This window comes from Nioella nitratireducens (assembly GCF_001879715.1).
GTDB lineage: Bacteria > Pseudomonadota > Alphaproteobacteria > Rhodobacterales > Rhodobacteraceae > Nioella > Nioella nitratireducens.
On the sequence record NZ_MNBW01000007.1, the window covers coordinates 164,571 to 184,874 of the forward strand.

Below are 20,304 nucleotides of genomic sequence, written 5' to 3' on the forward strand. Positions count from 1 at the left end.
GCCGCTGCGATCCGGTTCAGCCACCCGGACGGGTCGCGCGCGCCCGACGGCATTGCCGCGCAGGCCGCGGGAAAGGTTTTCATATCCGGCCCAATGCCCTAATTTGCACAGACGGTATCAAAAAACAGGCAAGACAATGCGCGTTCTTGTGGCGGATGACCACGATCTGGTGCGAGAGACCATCGCCCTTTACCTTCAATCCGAAGGGGTCGAAGACGTGTGCACCGCGCGCAGTCTGGACGAGGCGATTGCCAAGACTCGCGATACAGGGAATTTCGATCTGACCCTTTTGGACTACCAGATGCCCGGCATGAACGGTCTTGCCGGGCTCGCCCGGTTGAAAGAGGTCAACAATAACAAGCCGATCGCGCTCTTGTCCGGCAACGCCACGCGCACCGTGGCACGCGACGCGATTGCAGCGGGGGCGGCAGGCTTCGTTCCGAAAACCCTTGCCGCCAAGGACATGGTGACCGCGATCCGCTACATGGCCGATGGCGGAACCTTCCTGCCGGTCGAGTTCATGACGGCAGACGATCCCAAGGCGGTCGCCAATCTGACCCCGCGCGAAACCGACGTTCTGCACGGCCTCTACGAAGGCAAGTCAAACAAGGAAATCGGTCGCGACCTTGGCTTGCAAGAGGTCACGATCAAGCTGCATGTCAAGACGCTGTGCCGCAAGCTGGACGCCAAGAACCGGACGCAGGCTGCGATGATCGCAAGGGATCGCAACCTGCTTTGATCCGGGGCCTCAGCGCCCGAGCGCGGCGTTCAGCCGATCCACCACCTCGGGAATGCGCGCGGGATCGGCCGCGGCCTCGGCCACCGCCGCCGACAGCGAGTCATGGGCAATTGTCGACAGACCCGAGGCGTCCAAGGCCGCCTGCGCGACCTCGGGATCGAACCCGTCAACCGTAAAGGCTCCGTCCGTGACCAGGGCGGGCACGTCGTTCTCGGCTGGTGCCTCGTCTTCCGTGGCCGCCGAGTCCGACATCTCGTCAGGCTCTGCCCGCGCGGCGGCCAGATCGGCCTGCAACCCGGCGACCTGCGCCTGCAGATCCTCGACTTGCAGGTTCAGGGCCGCATTGCTCGCCAAGGCCGTGTTCAATCGCTCACCGAGCGCCGCAACGCGTTCCTGCGCGGCGGCACCTTCCTGTGCGCTCAATTGCAGGGTCTCGTTTTCCGCCGTCAGTTCAGCCATTCGCGCCCGCAGCGTCTCAATTTCGGACAGGGCCGCAGTCCGGGCCTGTTCGGCGGCCAGACGCCCCAGATCGGCGGCGTCACGGTCGCCCTGTGCAGCGTGCAGGGCCGCCTCGGCATTGGCCAGCGCGCCCTCCAGTTCGACAATCCGTGCCATGGTTTCGGGGCTCGCGGCAGTGGGGACGCGACCCGGGGCCACCGTCACGCAATCCCATTTTCCGGCATCCGGCCCGCCGCTGACCTGCACCGTCCGGTCTTCGATGACGTAGGTCACGCCACCGCGCGTCAGCGAGAAAAGCCCCTGATCGAGCGCGCCTGGCGCAAGGTCGAAATGTTCGACCCGGCCATTGATCGTGCAATCGATCGACAGCCCCCCCGCCCCGGCATCGGACCCGCTTGCAGGTGGCGGGCCAGCCAGCGCGGTCGTCGCCAGCAAAGTCAAAGGAATGGCAATGGACGTGCGAAAAATAGTGCGGGTCATGGCAATGCTGACCTCCCCTTTCGAAACACCTGATGGCTTCGCCCGCAGGGTCGATGCTCGCGGGCGAATATGCTTTCCAAGGCTACTCAATCCGGGCCTTTCTGCATAGCCTCTGCCTTGGCCACCTGCGCCTTGACCGCCGCGAAACTGTCGGGCGTGACCGAGATCGAGTCGATCCCCGCCTCGACCAGAACCCGCGCAAATTCCGGGTTGTTCGACGGGGCCTGACCGCACAGCCCGATCTTGCGCCCCGCCGCGCGGGCCTTGGCGATCACGGTGCGGATCATCCAGATGACCGCCGGGTCGCTTTCGTCGAAAAGGTCGGCCAAGCGGTCGCTGTCCCGGTCCACGCCGAGCGTCAGTTGAGTCAGGTCGTTCGAGCCGATCGAAAAGCCGTCGAAGCGCTCGGCGAATTCCTCGGCCCGGATCACGTTGGCCGGAATCTCGCACATGACATAGACCTGCAAACCGGCCTTGCCGCGCTCCAGTCCGGCCCCCGCCATGACTGCCAGAACGCCGTCCGCCTCGGCGGGCGTCCGGCAGAACGGGATCATCACCGCCACATTGTCGAACCCCATCTCTTCGCGCAGACGCTTTATCGCCCGGCATTCCAGTTCGAAGCCCGGCTGATAGGCCGGATCGGTATAGCGCGAGGCCCCCCGAAAGCCGATCATCGGGTTCTCTTCCTTTGGCTCGAACGCCCGCCCACCCAACAGGTCGGCATATTCGTTGGTCTTGAAATCGCTCATCCGCACGATCACCGGATGCGGGTAAGACACCGCCGCGATCCGCGCCAACCCGAGCGCAAGCTGATCCACGAAATATTCAGCCTTGTCCTCGTAACCTGTGGTCAGCGTCTCGATTTCCGCACGTTCGCCTGCGTCCGTCACCTTGTCGAACTCCAGCAACGCCATCGGATGCACGCGGACCGAGTTGCTGACGACAAACTCCATCCGTGCCAGCCCCACGCCCTCGCTCGGCAATCGCCACCAGCGAAAGGCGGCGGCGGGGTTGGCCATGTTGACCATGATCCGCGTGCGGGTTTCCGGCAGGCTCGACAGGTCCAGATCCTCGACCGAGACCTTGGCCAAGCCCGCATGGACCAGCCCATCCTCGCCCGTGGCGCAGTTGACGGTTACCTCTTGCTGGTCATGCAGCACATGGGTGGCGTTGCCTGTGCCGACGATGGCCGGCACGCCCAATTCCCGGCTGACGATGGCCGCGTGCGACGTGCGCCCGCCGTGGTCGGTGATGATCGCCGCCGCGCGTTTCATGACCGGCACCCAGTCGGGATCGGTGTTCGAGGTCACCAGGATCGCCCCGTCGACGAACCTGTCGATATCGGCCACGTTCTCGATCAGGCAGACCTGCCCAACGGCGGCGGCATTGCCGACCGACAGGCCCGTGGTCAGCACCGCGCCCGCGCCACTCACCGAGTAACTGCGCAACGCCGCCCCCGACAGGCGCGACTCGACCGTTTCAGGCCGGGCCTGAACGATGAACAACTCACCGGTGTCGCCATCGCGTGCCCATTCCATGTCCATCGCACAGCCGTAATGCCCCTCGATCGTTGCCGCCATCCGCGCCAGCGACAGGATTTCCGCGTCGCTCAGCACCCAGGCCGCGCGCTCAGCCTTCGAGGTCGGCACATTGCGCACCGGGGCCGGGCCGTCGCTGCCAAGGATCATCTTGATTTCCTTGGCACCACGCCGTTTGCCCACCACGGGGTTCAGGCTCTCGTCGTCCAGAAACGGCTTGAACACCTGGTACTCATCCGGGTCCACGGCCCCCTGCACCACGTTTTCCCCCAGACCCCAGGCGGCGTTGATCAGTACCACCTTGTCGAACCCCGATTCCGTGTCGATCGAGAACATCACACCCGACCCGCCCGTGTCGGAGCGCACCATGCGTTGCACACCGACCGACAGGGCCACCGACATATGGTCAAAGCCCTTGACCTCGCGATAGCTGATTGCCCGGTCGGTAAAGAGCGAGGCAAAGCAGCGGCGGCAAGCATCAAGCAGCGCCTCGGCACCGGTAATATTGAGGAAGGTTTCCTGCTGGCCCGCGAAACTGGCATCCGGCAGATCCTCTGCCGTGGCGGACGAGCGGACAGCCACGGGCAGATCCGCCTGCCCCGCCGCTGTGCTGAGCGCCGCGTAAGATGTCAGGATGTCCTGGCGGATATCCTCTGGCCAATCGCCCGCGATGATCTCGGCGCGGATGGACGCACCAGCCTTGGCCAGCGGGATTTTGCGCGCCTGCCATTTGGCGATGGTCTCGGTGATCCGGTCGGTCAGGCCATTGGCCGTCAGGAACGCCCGGTAGGCCCCTGCGGTTGTGGCAAAGCCACCGGGAACAGCGATCCCCTGCCCTGCCAATTCCTGCACCATTTCGCCAAGCGAGCTGTTCTTGCCCCCTACCAGCGCCACATCCGCGCGCCGCAGCGCCTCGAACCCGATAACGTTCGGATCGGTCGTTGTCATGAAATCCTCCCTCGGGGTGCTCCTTGTCCCCGAACCACGCTAGCCCGGACGCCCCGGTCGGTCATTGACTCAAGTCATGGCAGCGGTGCGCGGAACCCGTCACACCCGGTAAGCACATCAGCAAGCACAGGTGCCCCATGTCTTCCAACGACCTCGCGTCCCGCATCCGCACGGCCCAACAGCTCGACAGGGCCCTGCTGGCAGATATCTGCGTCTCCGCCGCCAAGGTGTTTCCCGACGCGCCAGCCCATGCCGATGTTCTGGACGACCCGACAGACGCGATCATGCAGGTCATCACCCGCTGCCTGCCCGGTTGGCACATTCACCTGACCGGCATTGCGAGCGAACCGGACGGACACTGGCGCGCATCGCTGCGCAGTTCCCAGATCGACGAGGATGACGAGGTTGTCGGGACAGCCATCGGCCCAACCATTCCGCTGGTGCTGGCGCGGGCGCTTTGGGACGTGGTGGGCAAGTCCGGGTAGGAGGCGACCCGCCTGCCCCGCCCGGCAGACCGGTCCCGTTCGCCGCGGGCGATATCGCATGGTCACGACTTCGCGAAGGTCGGCCATGCGGGACGAAGCGGGCATTGGTTGCGGGCTGCCTGCGCGGAACCAAGGCCGAAGGCCGCCGCGCATCGCCGGGCTGCCCCCCGGCACGGCGATTTGGCTGATGCAGGTGGAAGTCGAAAGGTCACACGAACTTGGCTGGGATAAAGTGCCGGCCTTCAAGCTCCAGATCGCCGAACCGCGGCCCGACGCTGCGCGGCTTGTGACAATTGCCCCAATGGCCTCAAACCGGCCTTGCGGCGGCGCGACGGGAGATCCCACTCGCCAACCCGGCTTGATCGCCAAGGACGGCCCAAACCCGCCCTCCGGCGTTCAACCTCGGCCAAGGACCCGGGACGTTCGTCAGGCATGTGGTCTCGGCGCGGCCCTACCCCCGCCCCGCCGTCTGGAACTTGTGCGGCGAGACCCCGTATTTCTCTCGGAACCGGCGGGAAAAATGGTTGGTCGATTCAAACCCGCAAGAGCTGGCGATATCAGCCACCTTCATGTCCGTTTCCGCCAGCAGCATTCGTCCCCGCCGCAGGCGCAGGTCGGTCAGGTATTGCTTGGGCGTGGCCTTCACATGCGTCAGGAACAGGCGCTCGATCTGGCGGCGGGACACCTTGAACCGGGTCGCGAGATCGTCGAGCGAGATCAGCTCTTCGATGTTCTCTTCCATGTAGCGCAAGATTTGCAGCAATTTGCGATTGCGCGTCCCGAGCGACGCCGCGCGTGACGATTGCTGCGCCTCTTCCTCGGACCGATGCACCGGGTGCAGGCACATGTTCAATACCGAATGCGACAGGATCGGGCCAAAGCGTTCGGAAATCAGCCGCAGGAACAGGTCCGTCGCGGACGACCCGCCGCCGCAGGTCACGATGCGATCGTCGATCGCATAAAGCTGGTCGAGCGGCTCCAGATCGGGAAAGCTCTCGCGGAAGGGGGGCATGTTCTCCCAATGCAGGGTGAAATCGCGGTCCTTCAATATCCCCGCGCGGGCCAACGCATAGGCCCCGGTGCACAATCCCCCCACCTGATGGCCCATCCGCCAATGTCGCCGCACCAGCCCCGCCACCCGGTCGGTCACCACGGTATCGGGCTCCACCCCCGAACAGACAAAGAGCGGACCGGTGATCCGGGCATCGTCCAAGGCGCAACTGGCCCCGATCTCGACCCCGTTCGACGCGCGCACCGGCTTGCCGTCCTGGGTAATCATCTGCCAGCTATAGAGTTTTTGCCCCGTCAACTGGTTCGCTATCCGCAGGGGTTCGATGGCCGAGGTAAAGGCCAGAAGGGACAATTTGGGCAGCAACAGGAAACTGATGATTTCCGTTGTCTGTCCGGGGTCCAGATCCACATGGGCCACCCCCTTGGGGATGAACTCGTCGCTCATAGGCCCAAGGCCCTCCGCCGTTCTTCTGCAAAGCCCTGTACGATACGATCGGCAATCAAGGCAAGGATCGCCATCGCAGCCCCCGCCACGATGCCAAGCCCCACATTGGCCGAGCCAAGCGCGATATAGATCGACTGCCCCAGCCCCGTGGTGCCGATCAGCGCGGCAATCACCAGCATGGCAAAGGCGTACAGGATCGTCTGGTTCAGCCCCAGCAGGATCGTCGGCGCGGCATAGGGCGCGCGGACCTCTTTCATCGTCTGCCACTTGGTGGCACCCGAAGACGTCGCGGCCTCCAGCAATTCGGCCGGTGTCGTCACCAGCCCATGTCGCGTATAGCGGATCATCGGCACGATGGCATAGGCGATGATCGCCAACAGCGCCGAGAACTCGCCAATCTGGAAGAACATCAAAACCGGGATCAGGAAAACGAACAGCGGGATGGTCTGCAGCATGTCGCAGACCGGGCGGATCACCGCCCACGCAGTCGCGGACACAGCCGATAGCAGCCCGAGAAGACCGCCAACGACCGCGCAGATCAGCACCGCCGCCCCGCAGAGATAGAGCGACAGCAAAGCCCGCTCCCACAGGCCCGCGATGGCGATGAACAAGAGCAGGATCACCACCAGCCGCGTCAGCTTCCACCCGCCAGAAACCCACGCAAGCGCGCCCACCCCGACGAAGACCACGGGCCACGGCAATTCGGAAATGCCGGTCTCGAACACCCCGGCAAGGATCACCAGCGACGCGCCAAGCGTGATCCGCCCGGTCAGCGCCACGCCCAGGCCGATCAGCCCGGCGACGCCGTAGTAGATCCAGCTCATCCCAGGGGTCCAGGAAAACCCCCAGGTAAAGGGCAACACCGCGCTGTCGAGCCCGATGCGCAGCGGCAACAGCCCGTAGAACATCGCGTTGTTCTTGATCGAATCGAGCGTGGCCCCCGCCCCACGGGTGAATTGCGACAGCCCGCTATCCACCGCCTCGACGGTCGGGGCCAGCAGGGCAAAATCACCGGGCGGCGGCAACAGCGCCCACGCGGCAATCGCGGCCACCACAGAGACGCCCAGAATGATCCACGAAATCCGCAGATCAAAGCGTTGGCCCGAGGTGGCCATGCGCGCCGAAATCCGGTCGATGATGATGGCAAACACCACGATCACCAGACCGGCCAGCAGGCTCTGCCCGAAATTGGCCTGCCGCATTGTCAGCAGCACTTCCCACCCGATATCGTCGAAACCACCGATCACGGCGGCGATGATGACCATGCTGAGCGCTGCCATCAGCGCTTGGTTCACGCCGATCATGATCTGGGTCGAGGCCGCCGGAATCTCGACCTGGATCAGTTGCTGCGCCCGCGTCGCGCCCGCCATGATCCCGGCCTCTTTTACCTCGGCCTCGACCCTTTGCAGGCCAAGCGCCGTGTTCCGTGCCATCGGCGGCGCGGCGTAGATCGCCGACGCGATCAGGCCCACCACGGGGCCAAACCCGAACAGCAGCAGGAGCGGCGTGAGATAGGCAAAGGTCGGAACTGTTTGCATCAGGTCGAGCGTCGCCTCGATCCACGGCCGCGCACGCGGGCTTTCGTTCGACCATATGCCAATCAGCAGCCCAAGGATCAGCGCCAGCGGCACCGACACGAAGACCAGCGCCAAGGTGTTCATCCCCTCGACCCAGTAGCCCGAGATCAGGACGAACCCCAGACCCACGCTGGCCAGTGCCGCCATCGACAGCCCGCCCGCATACCAAGCCAGCGCCACCGTCGCGCCAAGCACCAGCGGCCACGGTGTTTCCGTCAGCAGCCAGTTGACCCCCGCCATCGGGTATTCCAGCAGGGCCGAAATCAGCCGCACGCCGGGGCGGATCAGGTCGAACACCCATTCCAACCCGTCCCCGACCCATTGCGTCATAGGCAGGGTCAGCGCATCCGGCCACCCCGGTAGCCAGTTGGCCGACCGGTCCAGCGCCATGCACAGCGCCCCGACAGCGATCACCAAGAGGGCTGCCCGCGCGCCGGGGGTGAGCCGGGCTAGCAGGGTCATGACCGGTCCACCTGAAGCGCGGCCGCCAGATCGGACGGATGCACATACCCCGCCATCCGGCCCCGGTCGTCCCAGACAGGCACTGGTTCATACAGCGACATGCAATTGGCCAGCGCTTCCTCCAGCGTCATGTCCAGACGCAGCTTTGGATCATCCGGCATCTGCGGCGGCGTGTCGGTGTGCAGCACGCTGTCGAGACGGGCATGACGCCCCTTGGCCACGTCGCGTGAAAACTCGCGCACGTAATCGTCCACCGGGTTCAGCACGATCTGCGCCGGGGTGCCGATTTGCACGATCCGGCCATCGCGCATGATCGCGATGCGGTCGGCCAGCTTCAACGCCTCGGAAATATCGTGGGTGATAAAGACGATGGTCTTGTTGAGCCCGGACTGGATCTTGAGAAATTCGTCCTGCAACTGCCGCCGTATCAGCGGGTCGAGCGCCGAAAACGGTTCATCCAGAAACCAGGTATCCGGGTTCGCGGCCAGTGACCGGGCAATACCCACGCGCTGCTTCTGGCCGCCGGACAACTCGCGCGGATAGGCATCCTCGCGGCCGTCCAGCCCGACCATCTCGATGACCTCCAGCGCGCGCCTGCGCCGTTCAGCCCGCGATTTTCCAAGCATTTTCAGGGGAAAGGCCACGTTCTCGGCTACGGTCATATGCGGGAACAGGCCAAAATGCTGGAACACCATGCCCAGCTTTTCCCGCCTGAGCTCGATCAACCGCTTGGGGCTGGCGGCAAGGATATCTTCGCCGTCGATCTTCACCGAGCCTGCCGTCGGTTCGACCAGCCGCGACACGCAGCGGATCATGGTGGATTTACCAGAGCCGGACAGGCCCATGATGACGAACAACTCGCCCTCGCGGACCTCGAAACTGGCGTCCTGCACGGCGGGGATCAACCCGGACTCGCGCAGGTCCGAGGCGGCATCCGGGGCGGTGTCGTTCCGCCCCAGTGCCTCTTTCAACCGGGCTTTGGCGTCGGTGCCGAAGACCTGCCAAAGCCCGTCGACCGAGATGGCCGGTGTGCTCATGGGACGGGTTACTCCGTCGCCGCGGCGATCATGGCCGAAATCGCATCGGCGTGATCCGCGACATAGGCCGCAGCGACATCCTCGACCGCGTCACCGTCCACATCGACCATGCCCATCATCGGTTCCTGCTCGGCGGTGGTCAGTTGGTAGGCTTGCAGAATCTCGTAGGCGGCGGGCCATTGCTCGGCAAACCCGGACCAGACCGTCTTGAAAATTCGGGAAGGCGGGAAGTCACAGTCGCCGGTCACGTCCGGGTTCGGGCCCCAGGCCGGATCGGTGTAGCATTCATCGGTGCCTTCGGGCAGATCGACGAATTGCACGTCATAGGCCGAGGCGGCCCAATGCGGCTGCCAGAACACCATCAACAGTGGCGTGCCGCGCTCGGTCGAGGCGCGCAGTTCCGCGATCAGGGCGCCTTCGGACCCGGCAGGCACCGCGCGGAAGGGCAGTTCCAGCGCGGCGACGCGGTCGGCGCCGGGGGTGCCCCAGTCAGCGGGATAATCGACAAGACGGCCCTGCGGTACGGTCTCGGCGGTGGCGAATTGCATGGCGCAATCCTGCAATGCTTCCCACGCAGGCAAACCGGGGCAGATATCGGCCACATGCGCCGGGTAGGCAAACCCTTCGCGGGCGACGAGGCCCAGATCACCGATATCCTCGATATTGCCGTCGGCCAAGACATCGTAATACTGGTCGGCCACGTTGGATTCCCAAACCTCCAGCGCACCGGAAATCTCGCCCTCACCGATCGCCTGATACATGTTGTAGTAGCCGGCGGTCACATATTCGACCGTATACCCGGCCTGTTCCAGCATCTGACCAGCGATATGCGTGGTCAGGTGCTGGCCGGTCCATTCGTTGATCGCCAGACGGATCGGTTGGCTGGTATCGCCAAGATCGGCCGCCGAAACCGCGCCAGCCAGCGCGAAGACGGACAGGCCGGACAGAAATACAGATTTCATTGCAGACACTCCCTGATAGTTTTTTTTGGGCGCAAGATGCGCAGTATCGCCCATTTCACATGGGTTTGGCCCGGATTGCTACCGGATATTGTCGTTTGCGCCAGCCAAGCGCCCAAAAGCGCCAGCACCGGCGCATCTTGACCGCGCCACTGCAAGAGCGGCCAATTAGGTCCGATCGCTCAGCACATTGGTCAGCCAGTCGGGGTCCATCTCGGGGACCGAGGACAAAAGCAGCTCGGTATAGGGATCGTGCGGCGGCCGGAACATATCCGCCTTCAAGCCCTGTTCGACAACACGCCCCTCTTTCATCACCACAACATCGTCGGCGATGGCCTTCACTGTCGCCAGATCGTGGGTAATGAACATATAGGCGAGGTCGAACTCCCCTTGCAGCTTGTCCAACAGCTTCAAAATGCCCTCGGCGACCAGTTGGTCAAGCGCCGATGTGACCTCGTCGCAGATGATGAATTTGGGCTCCGCCGCCAGCGCACGGGCAATGCCGATCCGCTGTTTCTGTCCGCCCGACAGTTCCGATGGCAGGCGGTCGATATACTCGTCCGGCTCCAGTTCGATCAGGCTCAGCAAATCCCGGATGCGGTCGGTCAGTTTGCGCCCCTGCAAGCCCAGATACATCTGCGCAGGCCGCCCGATCAGTTCCCGGATGCGCAGCTTGGGGTTCAGCGCGGTGTCGGCCATCTGGTAGATCATCTGCGCCTGCCGCAGCTGGTCCCGGCTTCGGCGCCGGTAGTCGGGGGGCAACACCTCGCCATCGAAGCGTATCTCGCCCTCTCGCGGTGGCAACAGCCCGGTGATGACCCGCGCGGCGGTGGATTTGCCGGACCCTGACTCGCCCACCACAGCAACGGTGCGACGCTGATGGATGTCGAAACTCACGTCCTTCAGCACATCCACGGTGCCATATCCCGCCGTGATGGACTTGATCGAGACCACGGGCACCGTTCCCTCTGCAACAGGCGGCTGCTCGGCCCGGGCATAGCTGCGCACGGCCCAAAGCGACTTGGTGTAGTCTTCCCTCGGTTGCGCCAGCATACTGCGCGTGTCGGCCTCTTCGACCTCGTCGCCCCGGAGCAGAACCTTAATCCGGTCCGCCATCTGCGCCACCACCGCCAGATCGTGGGTGATATAGATGGCCGCCGTGTCGAATTGCTCGACGATGTTGCGGATTGCCGCCAGAACCTCGATCTGCGTCGTCACATCCAGCGCCGTGGTCGGTTCATCGAAGATGATCAGGTCGGGGCGGCAGGCCATGGCCATCGCCGTCATCGCCCGTTGCAACTGCCCGCCGGAAACCTGATGCGGATAACGAAAGCCAATCTGTTCCGGGTCCGGCAGTTGCATCCGCCGGTAAAGATCCACCGCATCGTTTTCCGCCTCGGTCCGGCCCATGACGCCATGCTGCACCGGCGTTTCGCAATATTGGTCCATCAACCTGTGCGCGGGGTTGAAGCTGGCCGCGGCGGATTGCGCCACATAGGCGATCCGCGCACCGCGCAAGTGGCGCTTCGTGGCTTCGCTGGCCTCGGTCAGGTCGATCCCGTCGAACCGGATTTCCCCGCCCGAGATGCGACAGCCATCGCGGGTGAACCCCATGGCGGCCAGCCCGACGGTGGACTTGCCCGCCCCGGATTCCCCGATCAGGCCAAGCACTTCACCCCGATAAAGGTCGAGGTCGATACCATGGACGATCTCGCCCCATGTGTCGTCGGCGCGGCCCTCGATCCGAAGGTTTCGCATCGTCAGCAGAGGGTCGCGGGTGTCGTTGGAGGTGTCGGACATGGGCTTACTCCTTCAGGCCGCTGGCGCGGTGCAGCTGCCAGTCGACGACGAAGTTCACGGAAACGGTCAGCAGCGCGATCGCCCCCGCGGGCAACAGCGGCGTGATATCTCCGAAGGAAATCAGCGTGGCGTTCTCTTTCACCATCGACCCCCAGTCCGCCATCGGCGGTTGCAGGCCGAGGCCGAGAAAGCTGAGCGCTGAAATGGCGAGGAAAACGAAACAGAACCGCAACCCGAACTCGGCCACCAGCGGCGCAAGGGCATTGGGCAGGATTTCACGGGTGATCAGGCGCCACAGCCCCTCGCCCCGCAGCTTCGCGGCCTCGATATAGTCCATCACCACGATATTCAGCGCCACCGACCGCGCCAGACGGAACACGCGGGTCGAGTCGATCACCGCGATCACAAGGATCAGTGTCGGGATCGACGTGCCAAAGATCGTCAGCAGCAGAAGCGAGAAGATCAGCGCCGGGATCGCCATCAGCACATCGACGACACGACTGAGGATCTGGTCCAGCCAGCCCCCGACAGTCGCCGCCAGCAGGCCGAGGATCGCGCCGATCAGGAACGCCAACGCCGTGGTGACAAAAGCGATCCCCACCGTGTTTCGTGCGCCGAAGATCAGACGAGAAAGCATGTCGCGCCCAAGATTGTCGGTCCCCAGCAGGTGGATGTGGTCCCATGGCATGTATTCCGGTCCGACGATCTCTCGCTCCGGGAACGGCGCGATCAGCGGGGCGAAAATGGCCACGAAGATGTAAATGACAATCACCAGCATCCCGAACGACGCGGTCAGCGGCGCGGTGCGCAGTTCCCGCTTGATGGTGTGCGGGGTGGCAACGATAGCCACGGTGCGAAACAGCCAGCCCGCCACGAGGCAGGCGGCAATGACGGCGACAGCCCAGAGTAATACGATCAACGGTCCCATACCCGTCCCCCTCAGCGACGATGCACGAGGCGCGGGTTGGACAAGGTCGCCAACACGTCCGCCGTGAGGTTGAGCAGCACATAGGCCGCCGCGAAAATCAGCGCCACGGCCTGCACCACGGGCATGTCGCGCGCGGCCACACTATCGACCATCAACTGTCCAAGGCCCGGATAGACGAAGACCACCTCGACCACGACCACCCCGGTGATCAGGTAGGCAAGGTTCAGCGCAATCACGTTGATGATCGGGGCCAGCGCATTGGGCAGCGCGTGGCGCACGATGACCCGCATGGGCGTCATCCCCTTCAGCCGCGCCATCTCGATATAGGGGCTGGCCAGCAGGTTGATGATCGCCGCCCGCGTCATCCGCATCATGTGCGCGGTGACCACCAGCGTCAGGGTGATCGCGGGCAGGAAGGTGCGATAGAGCATATCCAGAAAATTCGGGTCGCCGCGGAAATTCGCCATCGAGGGGAACATGCCGCCCATCCCGGCCAGCCAGAAGATCAGGATATAGGCCACGAAGAATTCGGGGAACGAGATCGACGTCAGGGCCGAGGCGTTGACGAAACGGTCGAAGAACGAATTGCGGAACAGCGCAGCCAGAATGCCCAGCATCAGCGACAGCGGCACCGCGATGGCGGCGGCGTAAAGCGCAAGGAACAAGGTGTTGCCAAGCCGCCCCCCGATCAGGTCGATCACCGGCCGGTGATTGGCCAGCGATGTGCCGAAATCGCCGTGCAGAACGCCCGCAAGCCATTGGATGTAGCGGATATGCATGGGCAGATCGAGGCCAAGCTGGCGCCGGATGGCGGCCACGGTTTCGGGTGTCGCGGATTGTCCCAGGAATTCCTGCGCAAAGTCACCGGGCAAAAGTTCGGTGGCGAGGAAGATCAGAAGCGACACGATGAAAAGCGTCAGAAAGCCAAGGCCCAAACGCTTGAAGACCATTTTCCAGATATGTGACATGTGTTCCCCTACAGGCCGCACCCGTCGGGCCCGGCTTGATCCCGTTCAAGACGATTACCCCCCGGACCTTTCGGGCCGGGGGGCTGAGTGGATCAGGCGAACCACCACCGCTCGGAAATGCGGTGACCGTCATTGCGCCAGTTGGACGCGATCTGGTCGTTATGGGCCAGTGCATCGCTGTAGGCGCCCACATAGGCCGCGAACATCGGGATGATCGTGCCGCCGTCATTGGCGACCAGATCCTGCATCTCGAAATACATTTCGCGGCGCAGGTCTTCGTTCAGCTCGGCACGGGCTTCGATGAGAAGCTCGTTGAATCGCTCGTTGCTCCAATAGGACTCGTTCCAAGCCGCGCCTTCGGAATAGGCGGTGGCGAACATCCAGTCTTCCGTCGGGCGACCACCCCAGTAAGTGCCGCAGAACGGCTTTTGCATCCAGACATTGGACCAGTAGCCATCGTTCGGCTCGCGCACGACATTCAGGTTGATCCCCGCTTGCGCCGCGGTTTCCGAGTAGAGCACACCCGCGTCGATCGCCCCGGCAAAGGCCGCGTCGGCAAGGTGGATATCCACGTCGAGACTGTCTAGACCGGCTTGTTGCAGGTAGTAGCGCGACCGATCCGGATCGAACGTCTTCTGTTCCAGTTCGGTGTTGAAGAACCGCTGACCGGGGCTGATCGGGTGATCGTTCCCGACCGAGCCATAGCCATTCAGGATCGTATCCACCAGTTGCTGACGGTCGATGGCATATTTCAGCGCCTGACGGACATTGTTGTCGCTGAACGGCGCTTCGCGGGTATCCATCGGCAGGCCGTAGTGCTGCGAGCCCGTGATCGACAGGACATTGATGCCCGGCGCGCGCTGCATCAGGTGCACCGTGTTCAGGTCAACGGTGTCGATGTAGTCAACCTGCCCCGAGATAAGGGCGTTCTGACGGGCCGCCGCGTCGTGGATCGCGATCTGCTCCACCCCGTCGAAATAGGCGGCGTTGTCCTTCCAATATCCGTCATGGCGGGAATAGGTGGCGCTGACACCGAACTCCAGATCGTCGAGCCTGTAGGGGCCGCAACCGTCGGTGGTCATCGGGTCAATGGCACCATCGGTCGAGGGCAGGATCGGCAGGTGATAATCCGACATGATGAACGGGAAGTCGGCATTGCCCGATTCCAGCGTGAAGATGACATTCATGCCATCCGCGCGCATCTCGGTGATGCCTTCCACGATCGGCTTGGCCGCCGAGGTGGAGTCTTCGCCCCGGTGATGGTTGATCGACGCGATCACGTCCTCGGCGGTCACGGTGCGCCCGGAATGATACTGCACGCCCGAGCGGATGGTGAAGACCCACTCGGCGGCATCCGCCGACGCTTCCCAGCTTTCCGCGATCTCGGGGCGCAGCGTGCCATCGGGCATGATCTCGGTCAGGAAGTTGTTGCGGGTATGGGCCTGCAAAATCATGAAGTCGTTTTCCCACGACCCCGGATCGAGCGAGTCGGTGGTGGACCCGTGCGCCTGACCGATGCGCAGAACGCCGCCTTGCGTCGGCTGGGCCCGTGCCATCCGCGCGCCCATCGGCCCGAGCAATGCCGCGCCACCAAGCGCAGAGGCCCCTTTCAGAACGCCACGGCGGCTGACGCCACCCGTGAAGAGAGGAGTCTTCGTCATATTTTTTTCTCCGCTGTTGTCAGGGTCGTTTTCGAGACATTTGAAATCTCGGAACAATCTTGTCGGGACAGCACCACCATCGCGGCACACCCCGAATTCGGGCATCGAGGCCCGGTGTCATGAGTGAGTCTTCCCCGTCTCATGGCGTCAGTCTTACATGGTCAACCCCAATGGAAAACCGGAAATCGACCAGTCCGGGCCATTTTGCGACACCGCCGACTGATCGGCCTGCTGGCACAACGGCCCATTCTGGCCCGGCAGTGGCGGCTTTCGGCGCCGGAGCCCCTGCGGGGAAACAGGATGTCCCCGGCGCACTGCCAACGGCCGCTGCCGGATGGACGGACGACTTCGGGCCGGAGGGCATTGGGAAGGATGTGGATAGCTCACCAGGCAACGGTATGCCGGGGATAGTTATTGTAATATTGAAGCTATTGCGATGATCTTCACCACCAATAGTGCGCTATCTATCAGGTTTAAACTGTTCTTATAATTTGACTATTTTTGATATTAGCCATGAATTCCACTTGCGCGCTTTAGAGTACGAACATCAAAATATTGAAAGAAAATGTACCGCAAAAACGCACCAAATTCATCCAAATCCCACCCAAAACTCTGCGCTACCCGGCCACCCCCGTCCCTATCGACCGCCGCCCTGCCGCCCGCCCAAGACCCGACGAAATGATCCTTTGCGGCTGCAGAAACTCTGTCAGGAACAAGTGGGACTGCAAAGGCTTTTCCCATGTCGAGTCAAAGGGATTCCCCGTGAACATCACCTTGCGTCAAACATTTGATCAAATTTCTTGACGGCGGCCGCCCTCTATCCGGCACGATTTTCCCCCGCCCCGAAGCCACGGCAGACTCGCGCCCCAACATTCTGAATAAAAATGACTATTCCGGCTCAGCCCGTCTCATCGAGGATATCGCAGGCCTTGCGTGCCAGCGGGGCCGCCAAGGCCCCCACTTGCAGCGCCCGATCCGACGACGCATTGCCCTGCAACCCGCGATATTTCACGCCCTGAACGATGGCAGCCAGCCGGAACAGCCCGAAGACCAGATAGAACGGCCAGTTCTCGATGCCCGGCAGTCCCATCCGCTCGCAATAGCGGGCGACATAGGCCTCTTCCGTCGGCAACCCGAGCGCCCGCCGATCCAGCCCCTCCAGCCCGCTCAGCACCGGCCCCGGCGGCATCCGCCACAACATGCATTGATAGGCCAGGTCGGCCAGCGGATGGCCGAGAGTCGACAATTCCCAATCCATCACCGCGATCAGGCGCGGCGCGTCCGGCGCAAACATCACGTTATCCAGTCGGTAGTCGCCATGCACCAGCGACACGCGCCCGTCATCGGTTACCATGTTGGCCCCAAGCCAGTCGATGATCCTCTCCATCTCGGGGATCGCTTCGGTCTCGGTCGCGCGATACTGGCGTACCCATGTCGCGTATTGCCGGTCGTAATATCCGCCGGGGCGCCCGAAATCGGCCAGCCCAACGGCCTCCAGATCGACGGAATGGATCGCGGCCAGCACCGCATTCATCTGATCGTATATCTCGGCGCGTTCTGCCGGGGCCAGACCGGGCAGCGCCGGGTCCCAGAAAACCCGGCCCTCGACGAATTCCATGACATAGAACATCGAGCCCAGAACGTTCTCATCCGCACAAAGATGCAGGGCCCGCGCCACCGGCACATCCGTCTGTGCCAACGCCGCCAGCACCCTGAATTCCCGGTCCACCGCATGGGCCGACTTCAGCAACTCCCCCGGCGGTTTGCGCCGCAGGACGTAGGTTCCGCTTTCGGCCCGCAGCTTGAACGTCGGGTTGGACTGCCCGTCAGTAAACTTCTGCGCCGTGCGCAGCCCCTTGAAGCCCTCAACCGCCCCCTCCAGGTAGCGCCCCAGCGGCCGCAGCTCTGCTTCCTCCATCAGACCGGCCCCTTGTTTCCCGCATGACGGGCCCGCACCAATTGCCGCCCAAGCGCCATCATGTGCACTTGGTCCGGGCCATCGGCAAACCGTATCTGTCTGGCATAGTTGAATAATTCCGCCAACGGCGTATCTTGTGTCAGCCCCTTGCCGCCATGGATCTGGATGGCCCGGTCGATCACCGTCTGCGCCATCATCGGCGCCACGATCTTGATCGCCGAAATCAAGTCTTTCGCGGCCTTCGCGCCCTCGCGGTCTATCTTGGCGGCGGCTTTCAGCGTCAGCAGCCGCGCCTGTTCGATCTCGCACCAGCTCTTGGCGATGTCCTCGCGCACAGACTGGTGCTGGCTCAGCTTGCGCCCGAAGGTCTCGCGTTCTTCGACGCGGTCCATTGCCAGATCCAGCGCGCGCTGCGCCGCCCCCACCAGCCGCATACAGTGGTGAATCCGCCCCGGTCCAAGCCGCCCCTGCGCGATCTCGAACCCCCGGCCCTCGCCAAGCAGCAGGTTTTCCGCCGGCACCCGCACATCGTCGAACGCGATCTCGGCTTCGCCAAACGGCGCATCGTGATAGCCAAACGTCGTCACGTGGCGCAGGATCTTCACCCCCGGCGTGTCGCGCGGCACCAGTATCATGCTCTGTTGCTTGTGCCGGTCGGGGTTGTCGGCGTCGGATTTGCCCATGACGATGAAGACGGCGCAGCTCTCGCGCATCCCGCCGGTGGTGTACCATTTGGTGCCGTTCACCACGTAAGTGTCGCCATCCCGGCGAATTTCAGTGCGGATATTGGTGGCGTCGCTAGAGGCCACGTCGGGTTCGGTCATCGCAAAGCCGGACCGGATCGTGCCCGCCAACAGCGGTTCCAGCCAGCGGGCCTTTTGCGCCTCTGTGCCGTAGAGCATCAGGGTTTCCATGTTGCCGGTATCGGGCGCGTTGCAATTGAATATCTCGGGCGACCACCAGACCCGGCCCATGATTTCGGCCAGCGGCGCGTATTCCAGATTGGTCAGGTCGCCGCCATGTGCCTTGGGTCGAAACAGGTTCCACAGCCCTGCCGCGCGGGCCTTGTCCTTCAGATCATCATAGAAATCGGGGGTGCGGAACAGCGTCTCCGTGGTCTCGAAATGCCGCGCGAACACCGCCTCGGCGGGATAGATATGCGCCTCCATGAACTCGGTCAGTTGCGCCTGTAGGTCACGCATTTTTTGGGTCGGCTCGAAATCCACCGCTCTCTCCTCCATCTGTCTCAGGCGCAACGGTGGGTCGCACCGTGCCCCCTGTCAACTCTGCCGTAGTGTCACTCTGGCCCGCCCCGGAAACCGCTTGCCTTTCGCTTCATGGCGCCTAGCCTTGCCCCATGTCAGACAGGGAGGACCGCGCCATGACCATCACCCCGCATCCGCTTTTCGACCTCTCCGGCCGCATCGCCCTTGTGACCGGTGCCAGCCGGGGAATCGGCGAAGAGATTGCCAAGATACTGGCCGAGCACGGCGCCCATGTGATCGTCTCAAGCCGCAAGATCGACGGCTGCACCGCCGTGGCCGAGGCCATCACCCAGGCAGGGGGCAGCGCCGAGGCGTTCCCCTGCCATATCGGCGACATGGACCAGATCGAAACGATCTTCGACCATATCGCATCCACCCACGGGCGGCTGGACATCCTGGTAAACAACGCCGCCACCAACCCCTTTTTCGGGCATATCCTCGATACCGATCAGGCCAGTTTCGAAAAGACGCTGGACGTGAACATCCGTGGTTATTTCTTCATGTCGGTCGCAGCGGGCAAGATGATGCGAGAGCAGGGCAAGGGCGCGATCGTCAACACCTCTTCGGTCAACGCGCTGGAACCCGGCGACATGCAGGGCACCTATTCCATCACCAAGGCCGCCGTCGTGAACATGACCCGCGCCTTCGCCAAGGAATGCGCGCCGCTTGGCATCCGGGTGAATGCCCTTGCTCCGGGCTGGACCCGAACCAAGTTCGCGGGCGCTCTCCTCGAGAGCGAGAAGCACTACAAGGAGATCATGGCCCGCCTGCCCATCAAACGCCCTGCCGAGCCGTCTGAAATGGCCGGTGCGGTGCTCTACCTCGTGTCCGATGCGGCCAGCTACACCACCGGCGAGCTTCTGGTCGTCGATGGCGGGCTGACGATATGATGGGACGGTTCGACGGAAAGGTTGCCCTGATTACCGGCGCCGCCAGCGGCTTCGGGAAACTTCTGGCCGAGGCGATGGCAGAGGAAGGCGCGCTGCTGGTCATGGGGGATCGAAACAAGTGGGGCCTGCGCCACGTGGCGCGTGGCCATGTCGCCACCTACATGCGCTGCGATGTGACCAGGGAAGACAAGGTTCAGGCGCTGTCCGACCTCGCCATCGAGCAATTCGGCCGCCTCGACATCGCCGTCAACAACGCCGGGCTTGCGGGCCCGATGAAGCCCCTCACCGAGATCCGCGAGGATGAGTTCGACCTGATCCACGCGGTCAATGCCAAGGGCGTCTTCTTTGGCCTCAAGCACCAGATCCCCCTGATGCGGGCCGATGGCGGCACGATCCTGAACGTGGCCTCGGTCGCCGGTCTCGGTGCGGCCCCCAAACTGGCCGCCTATGCCGCCGCGAAACACGCGGTTGTCGGCCTGACCAAGACCGCCGCCATCGAAGAGGCGCGCAACAACATTCGCGTCAATGCGATCTGCCCATTCTACAGTGACACCCCGATGGTGACCCAAGGGGCCATGGCCGACAAGCAGGACTTTCTGGCACAGGCCAGCCCGATGAAACGTCTGGGCACGGCGCAGGAAGTGGTGGCGACCATGCTGGCGCTGCTCGATCCGGCCAACAGCTATCTCACCGGGCAGGCCATCGCCGTCGATGGCGGAGTCACGGCGTACTGA

General features: G+C 63.4%; 16 protein-coding genes. 4 read left to right on the forward strand and 12 right to left on the reverse strand.

The window, feature by feature from the left end; genetic code table 11:
* The first annotated feature begins 136 nt into the window (after nucleotides 1-136).
* Entirely contained in the window at nucleotides 137-739 is a 603-nt protein-coding gene (locus tag BKY27_RS08810) for a response regulator transcription factor (RefSeq protein ID WP_071674096.1), read from the forward strand.
* A 9-nt stretch (nucleotides 740-748) separates the two neighbouring features.
* On the opposite strand, the gene BKY27_RS08815 is transcribed toward BKY27_RS08810, so the two are convergent.
* Together BKY27_RS08815 and ppsA are read right to left on the reverse strand one after the other, a co-directional pair.
* Nucleotides 749-1,678, reverse strand: a complete 930-nt coding sequence (locus BKY27_RS08815; protein WP_071674097.1) for a hypothetical protein — start codon at nucleotides 1,676-1,678, stop codon at nucleotides 749-751.
* A gap of 86 nt (nucleotides 1,679-1,764) precedes the next feature.
* On the reverse strand, nucleotides 1,765-4,164 hold the full coding sequence (gene ppsA, locus BKY27_RS08820) for a phosphoenolpyruvate synthase (RefSeq protein WP_071674098.1): 2,400 nt from the start codon (nucleotides 4,162-4,164) through the stop codon (nucleotides 1,765-1,767).
* Between the two features lie 137 nt (nucleotides 4,165-4,301).
* On the opposite strand from ppsA, the gene BKY27_RS08825 reads away from it, so the two are divergent.
* Nucleotides 4,302-4,649: a hypothetical protein gene (locus tag BKY27_RS08825; protein WP_071674099.1), complete on the forward strand. Its 348-nt coding sequence runs from the start codon at nucleotides 4,302-4,304 to the stop codon at nucleotides 4,647-4,649.
* Nucleotides 4,650-5,100: 451 nt separating this feature from the next.
* On the opposite strand, the gene BKY27_RS08830 is transcribed toward BKY27_RS08825, so the two are convergent.
* From BKY27_RS08830 to BKY27_RS08875, 10 genes are all read right to left on the reverse strand, one after another.
* Nucleotides 5,101-6,105 carry a GlxA family transcriptional regulator gene (locus BKY27_RS08830; RefSeq protein WP_071674100.1) on the reverse strand — a complete coding sequence of 335 codons (1,005 nt, stop codon included), beginning with the start codon at nucleotides 6,103-6,105 and terminating at the stop codon, nucleotides 5,101-5,103.
* Nucleotides 6,102-8,144: an ABC transporter permease gene (locus BKY27_RS08835; RefSeq protein ID WP_071674101.1), complete on the reverse strand. Its 2,043-nt coding sequence runs from the start codon at nucleotides 8,142-8,144 to the stop codon at nucleotides 6,102-6,104. The genes BKY27_RS08830 and BKY27_RS08835 overlap by 4 nt, the downstream gene beginning before the upstream one ends.
* Nucleotides 8,141-9,181, reverse strand: coding sequence for a quaternary amine ABC transporter ATP-binding protein (locus BKY27_RS08840; RefSeq protein WP_071674102.1), 1,041 nt, complete (start codon nucleotides 9,179-9,181; stop codon nucleotides 8,141-8,143). The genes BKY27_RS08835 and BKY27_RS08840 overlap by 4 nt, the downstream gene beginning before the upstream one ends.
* 8 nt (nucleotides 9,182-9,189) lie before the next feature.
* Nucleotides 9,190-10,143 carry an ABC transporter substrate-binding protein gene (locus tag BKY27_RS08845; protein ID WP_071674103.1) on the reverse strand — a complete coding sequence of 318 codons (954 nt, stop codon included), beginning with the start codon at nucleotides 10,141-10,143 and terminating at the stop codon, nucleotides 9,190-9,192.
* A gap of 165 nt (nucleotides 10,144-10,308) precedes the next feature.
* On the reverse strand, nucleotides 10,309-11,940 hold the full coding sequence (locus BKY27_RS08850; RefSeq protein ID WP_071674104.1) for an ABC transporter ATP-binding protein: 1,632 nt from the start codon (nucleotides 11,938-11,940) through the stop codon (nucleotides 10,309-10,311).
* 4 nt (nucleotides 11,941-11,944) lie between these two features.
* On the reverse strand, nucleotides 11,945-12,868 hold the full coding sequence (locus BKY27_RS08855; RefSeq protein ID WP_084667908.1) for an ABC transporter permease: 924 nt from the start codon (nucleotides 12,866-12,868) through the stop codon (nucleotides 11,945-11,947).
* 11 nt (nucleotides 12,869-12,879) lie between these two features.
* Nucleotides 12,880-13,836: an ABC transporter permease gene (locus BKY27_RS08860; protein ID WP_071674105.1), complete on the reverse strand. Its 957-nt coding sequence runs from the start codon at nucleotides 13,834-13,836 to the stop codon at nucleotides 12,880-12,882.
* Between the two features lie 92 nt (nucleotides 13,837-13,928).
* Nucleotides 13,929-15,497 (reverse strand): ABC transporter substrate-binding protein, encoded by a 1,569-nt coding sequence (locus BKY27_RS08865; RefSeq protein WP_071674186.1) that lies wholly within the window; start codon nucleotides 15,495-15,497, stop codon nucleotides 13,929-13,931.
* Nucleotides 15,498-16,395: 898 nt separating this feature from the next.
* Complete coding sequence (locus tag BKY27_RS08870; RefSeq protein WP_071674106.1) at nucleotides 16,396-17,415, reverse strand: phosphotransferase family protein; 1,020 nt, start codon at nucleotides 17,413-17,415, stop codon at nucleotides 16,396-16,398.
* A complete protein-coding gene (locus tag BKY27_RS08875) occupies nucleotides 17,415-18,617 on the reverse strand; it encodes an acyl-CoA dehydrogenase family protein (RefSeq protein ID WP_233491804.1) in 1,203 nt (400 codons plus the stop codon). Before BKY27_RS08875 ends, BKY27_RS08870 begins: the two co-directional genes overlap by 1 nt.
* 179 nt (nucleotides 18,618-18,796) lie before the next feature.
* On the opposite strand from BKY27_RS08875, the gene BKY27_RS08880 reads away from it, so the two are divergent.
* Complete coding sequence (locus tag BKY27_RS08880) at nucleotides 18,797-19,570, forward strand: SDR family oxidoreductase (protein WP_071674108.1); 774 nt, start codon at nucleotides 18,797-18,799, stop codon at nucleotides 19,568-19,570.
* Entirely contained in the window at nucleotides 19,567-20,304 is a 738-nt protein-coding gene (locus BKY27_RS08885) for an SDR family NAD(P)-dependent oxidoreductase (RefSeq protein WP_071674109.1), read from the forward strand. Before BKY27_RS08880 ends, BKY27_RS08885 begins: the two co-directional genes overlap by 4 nt.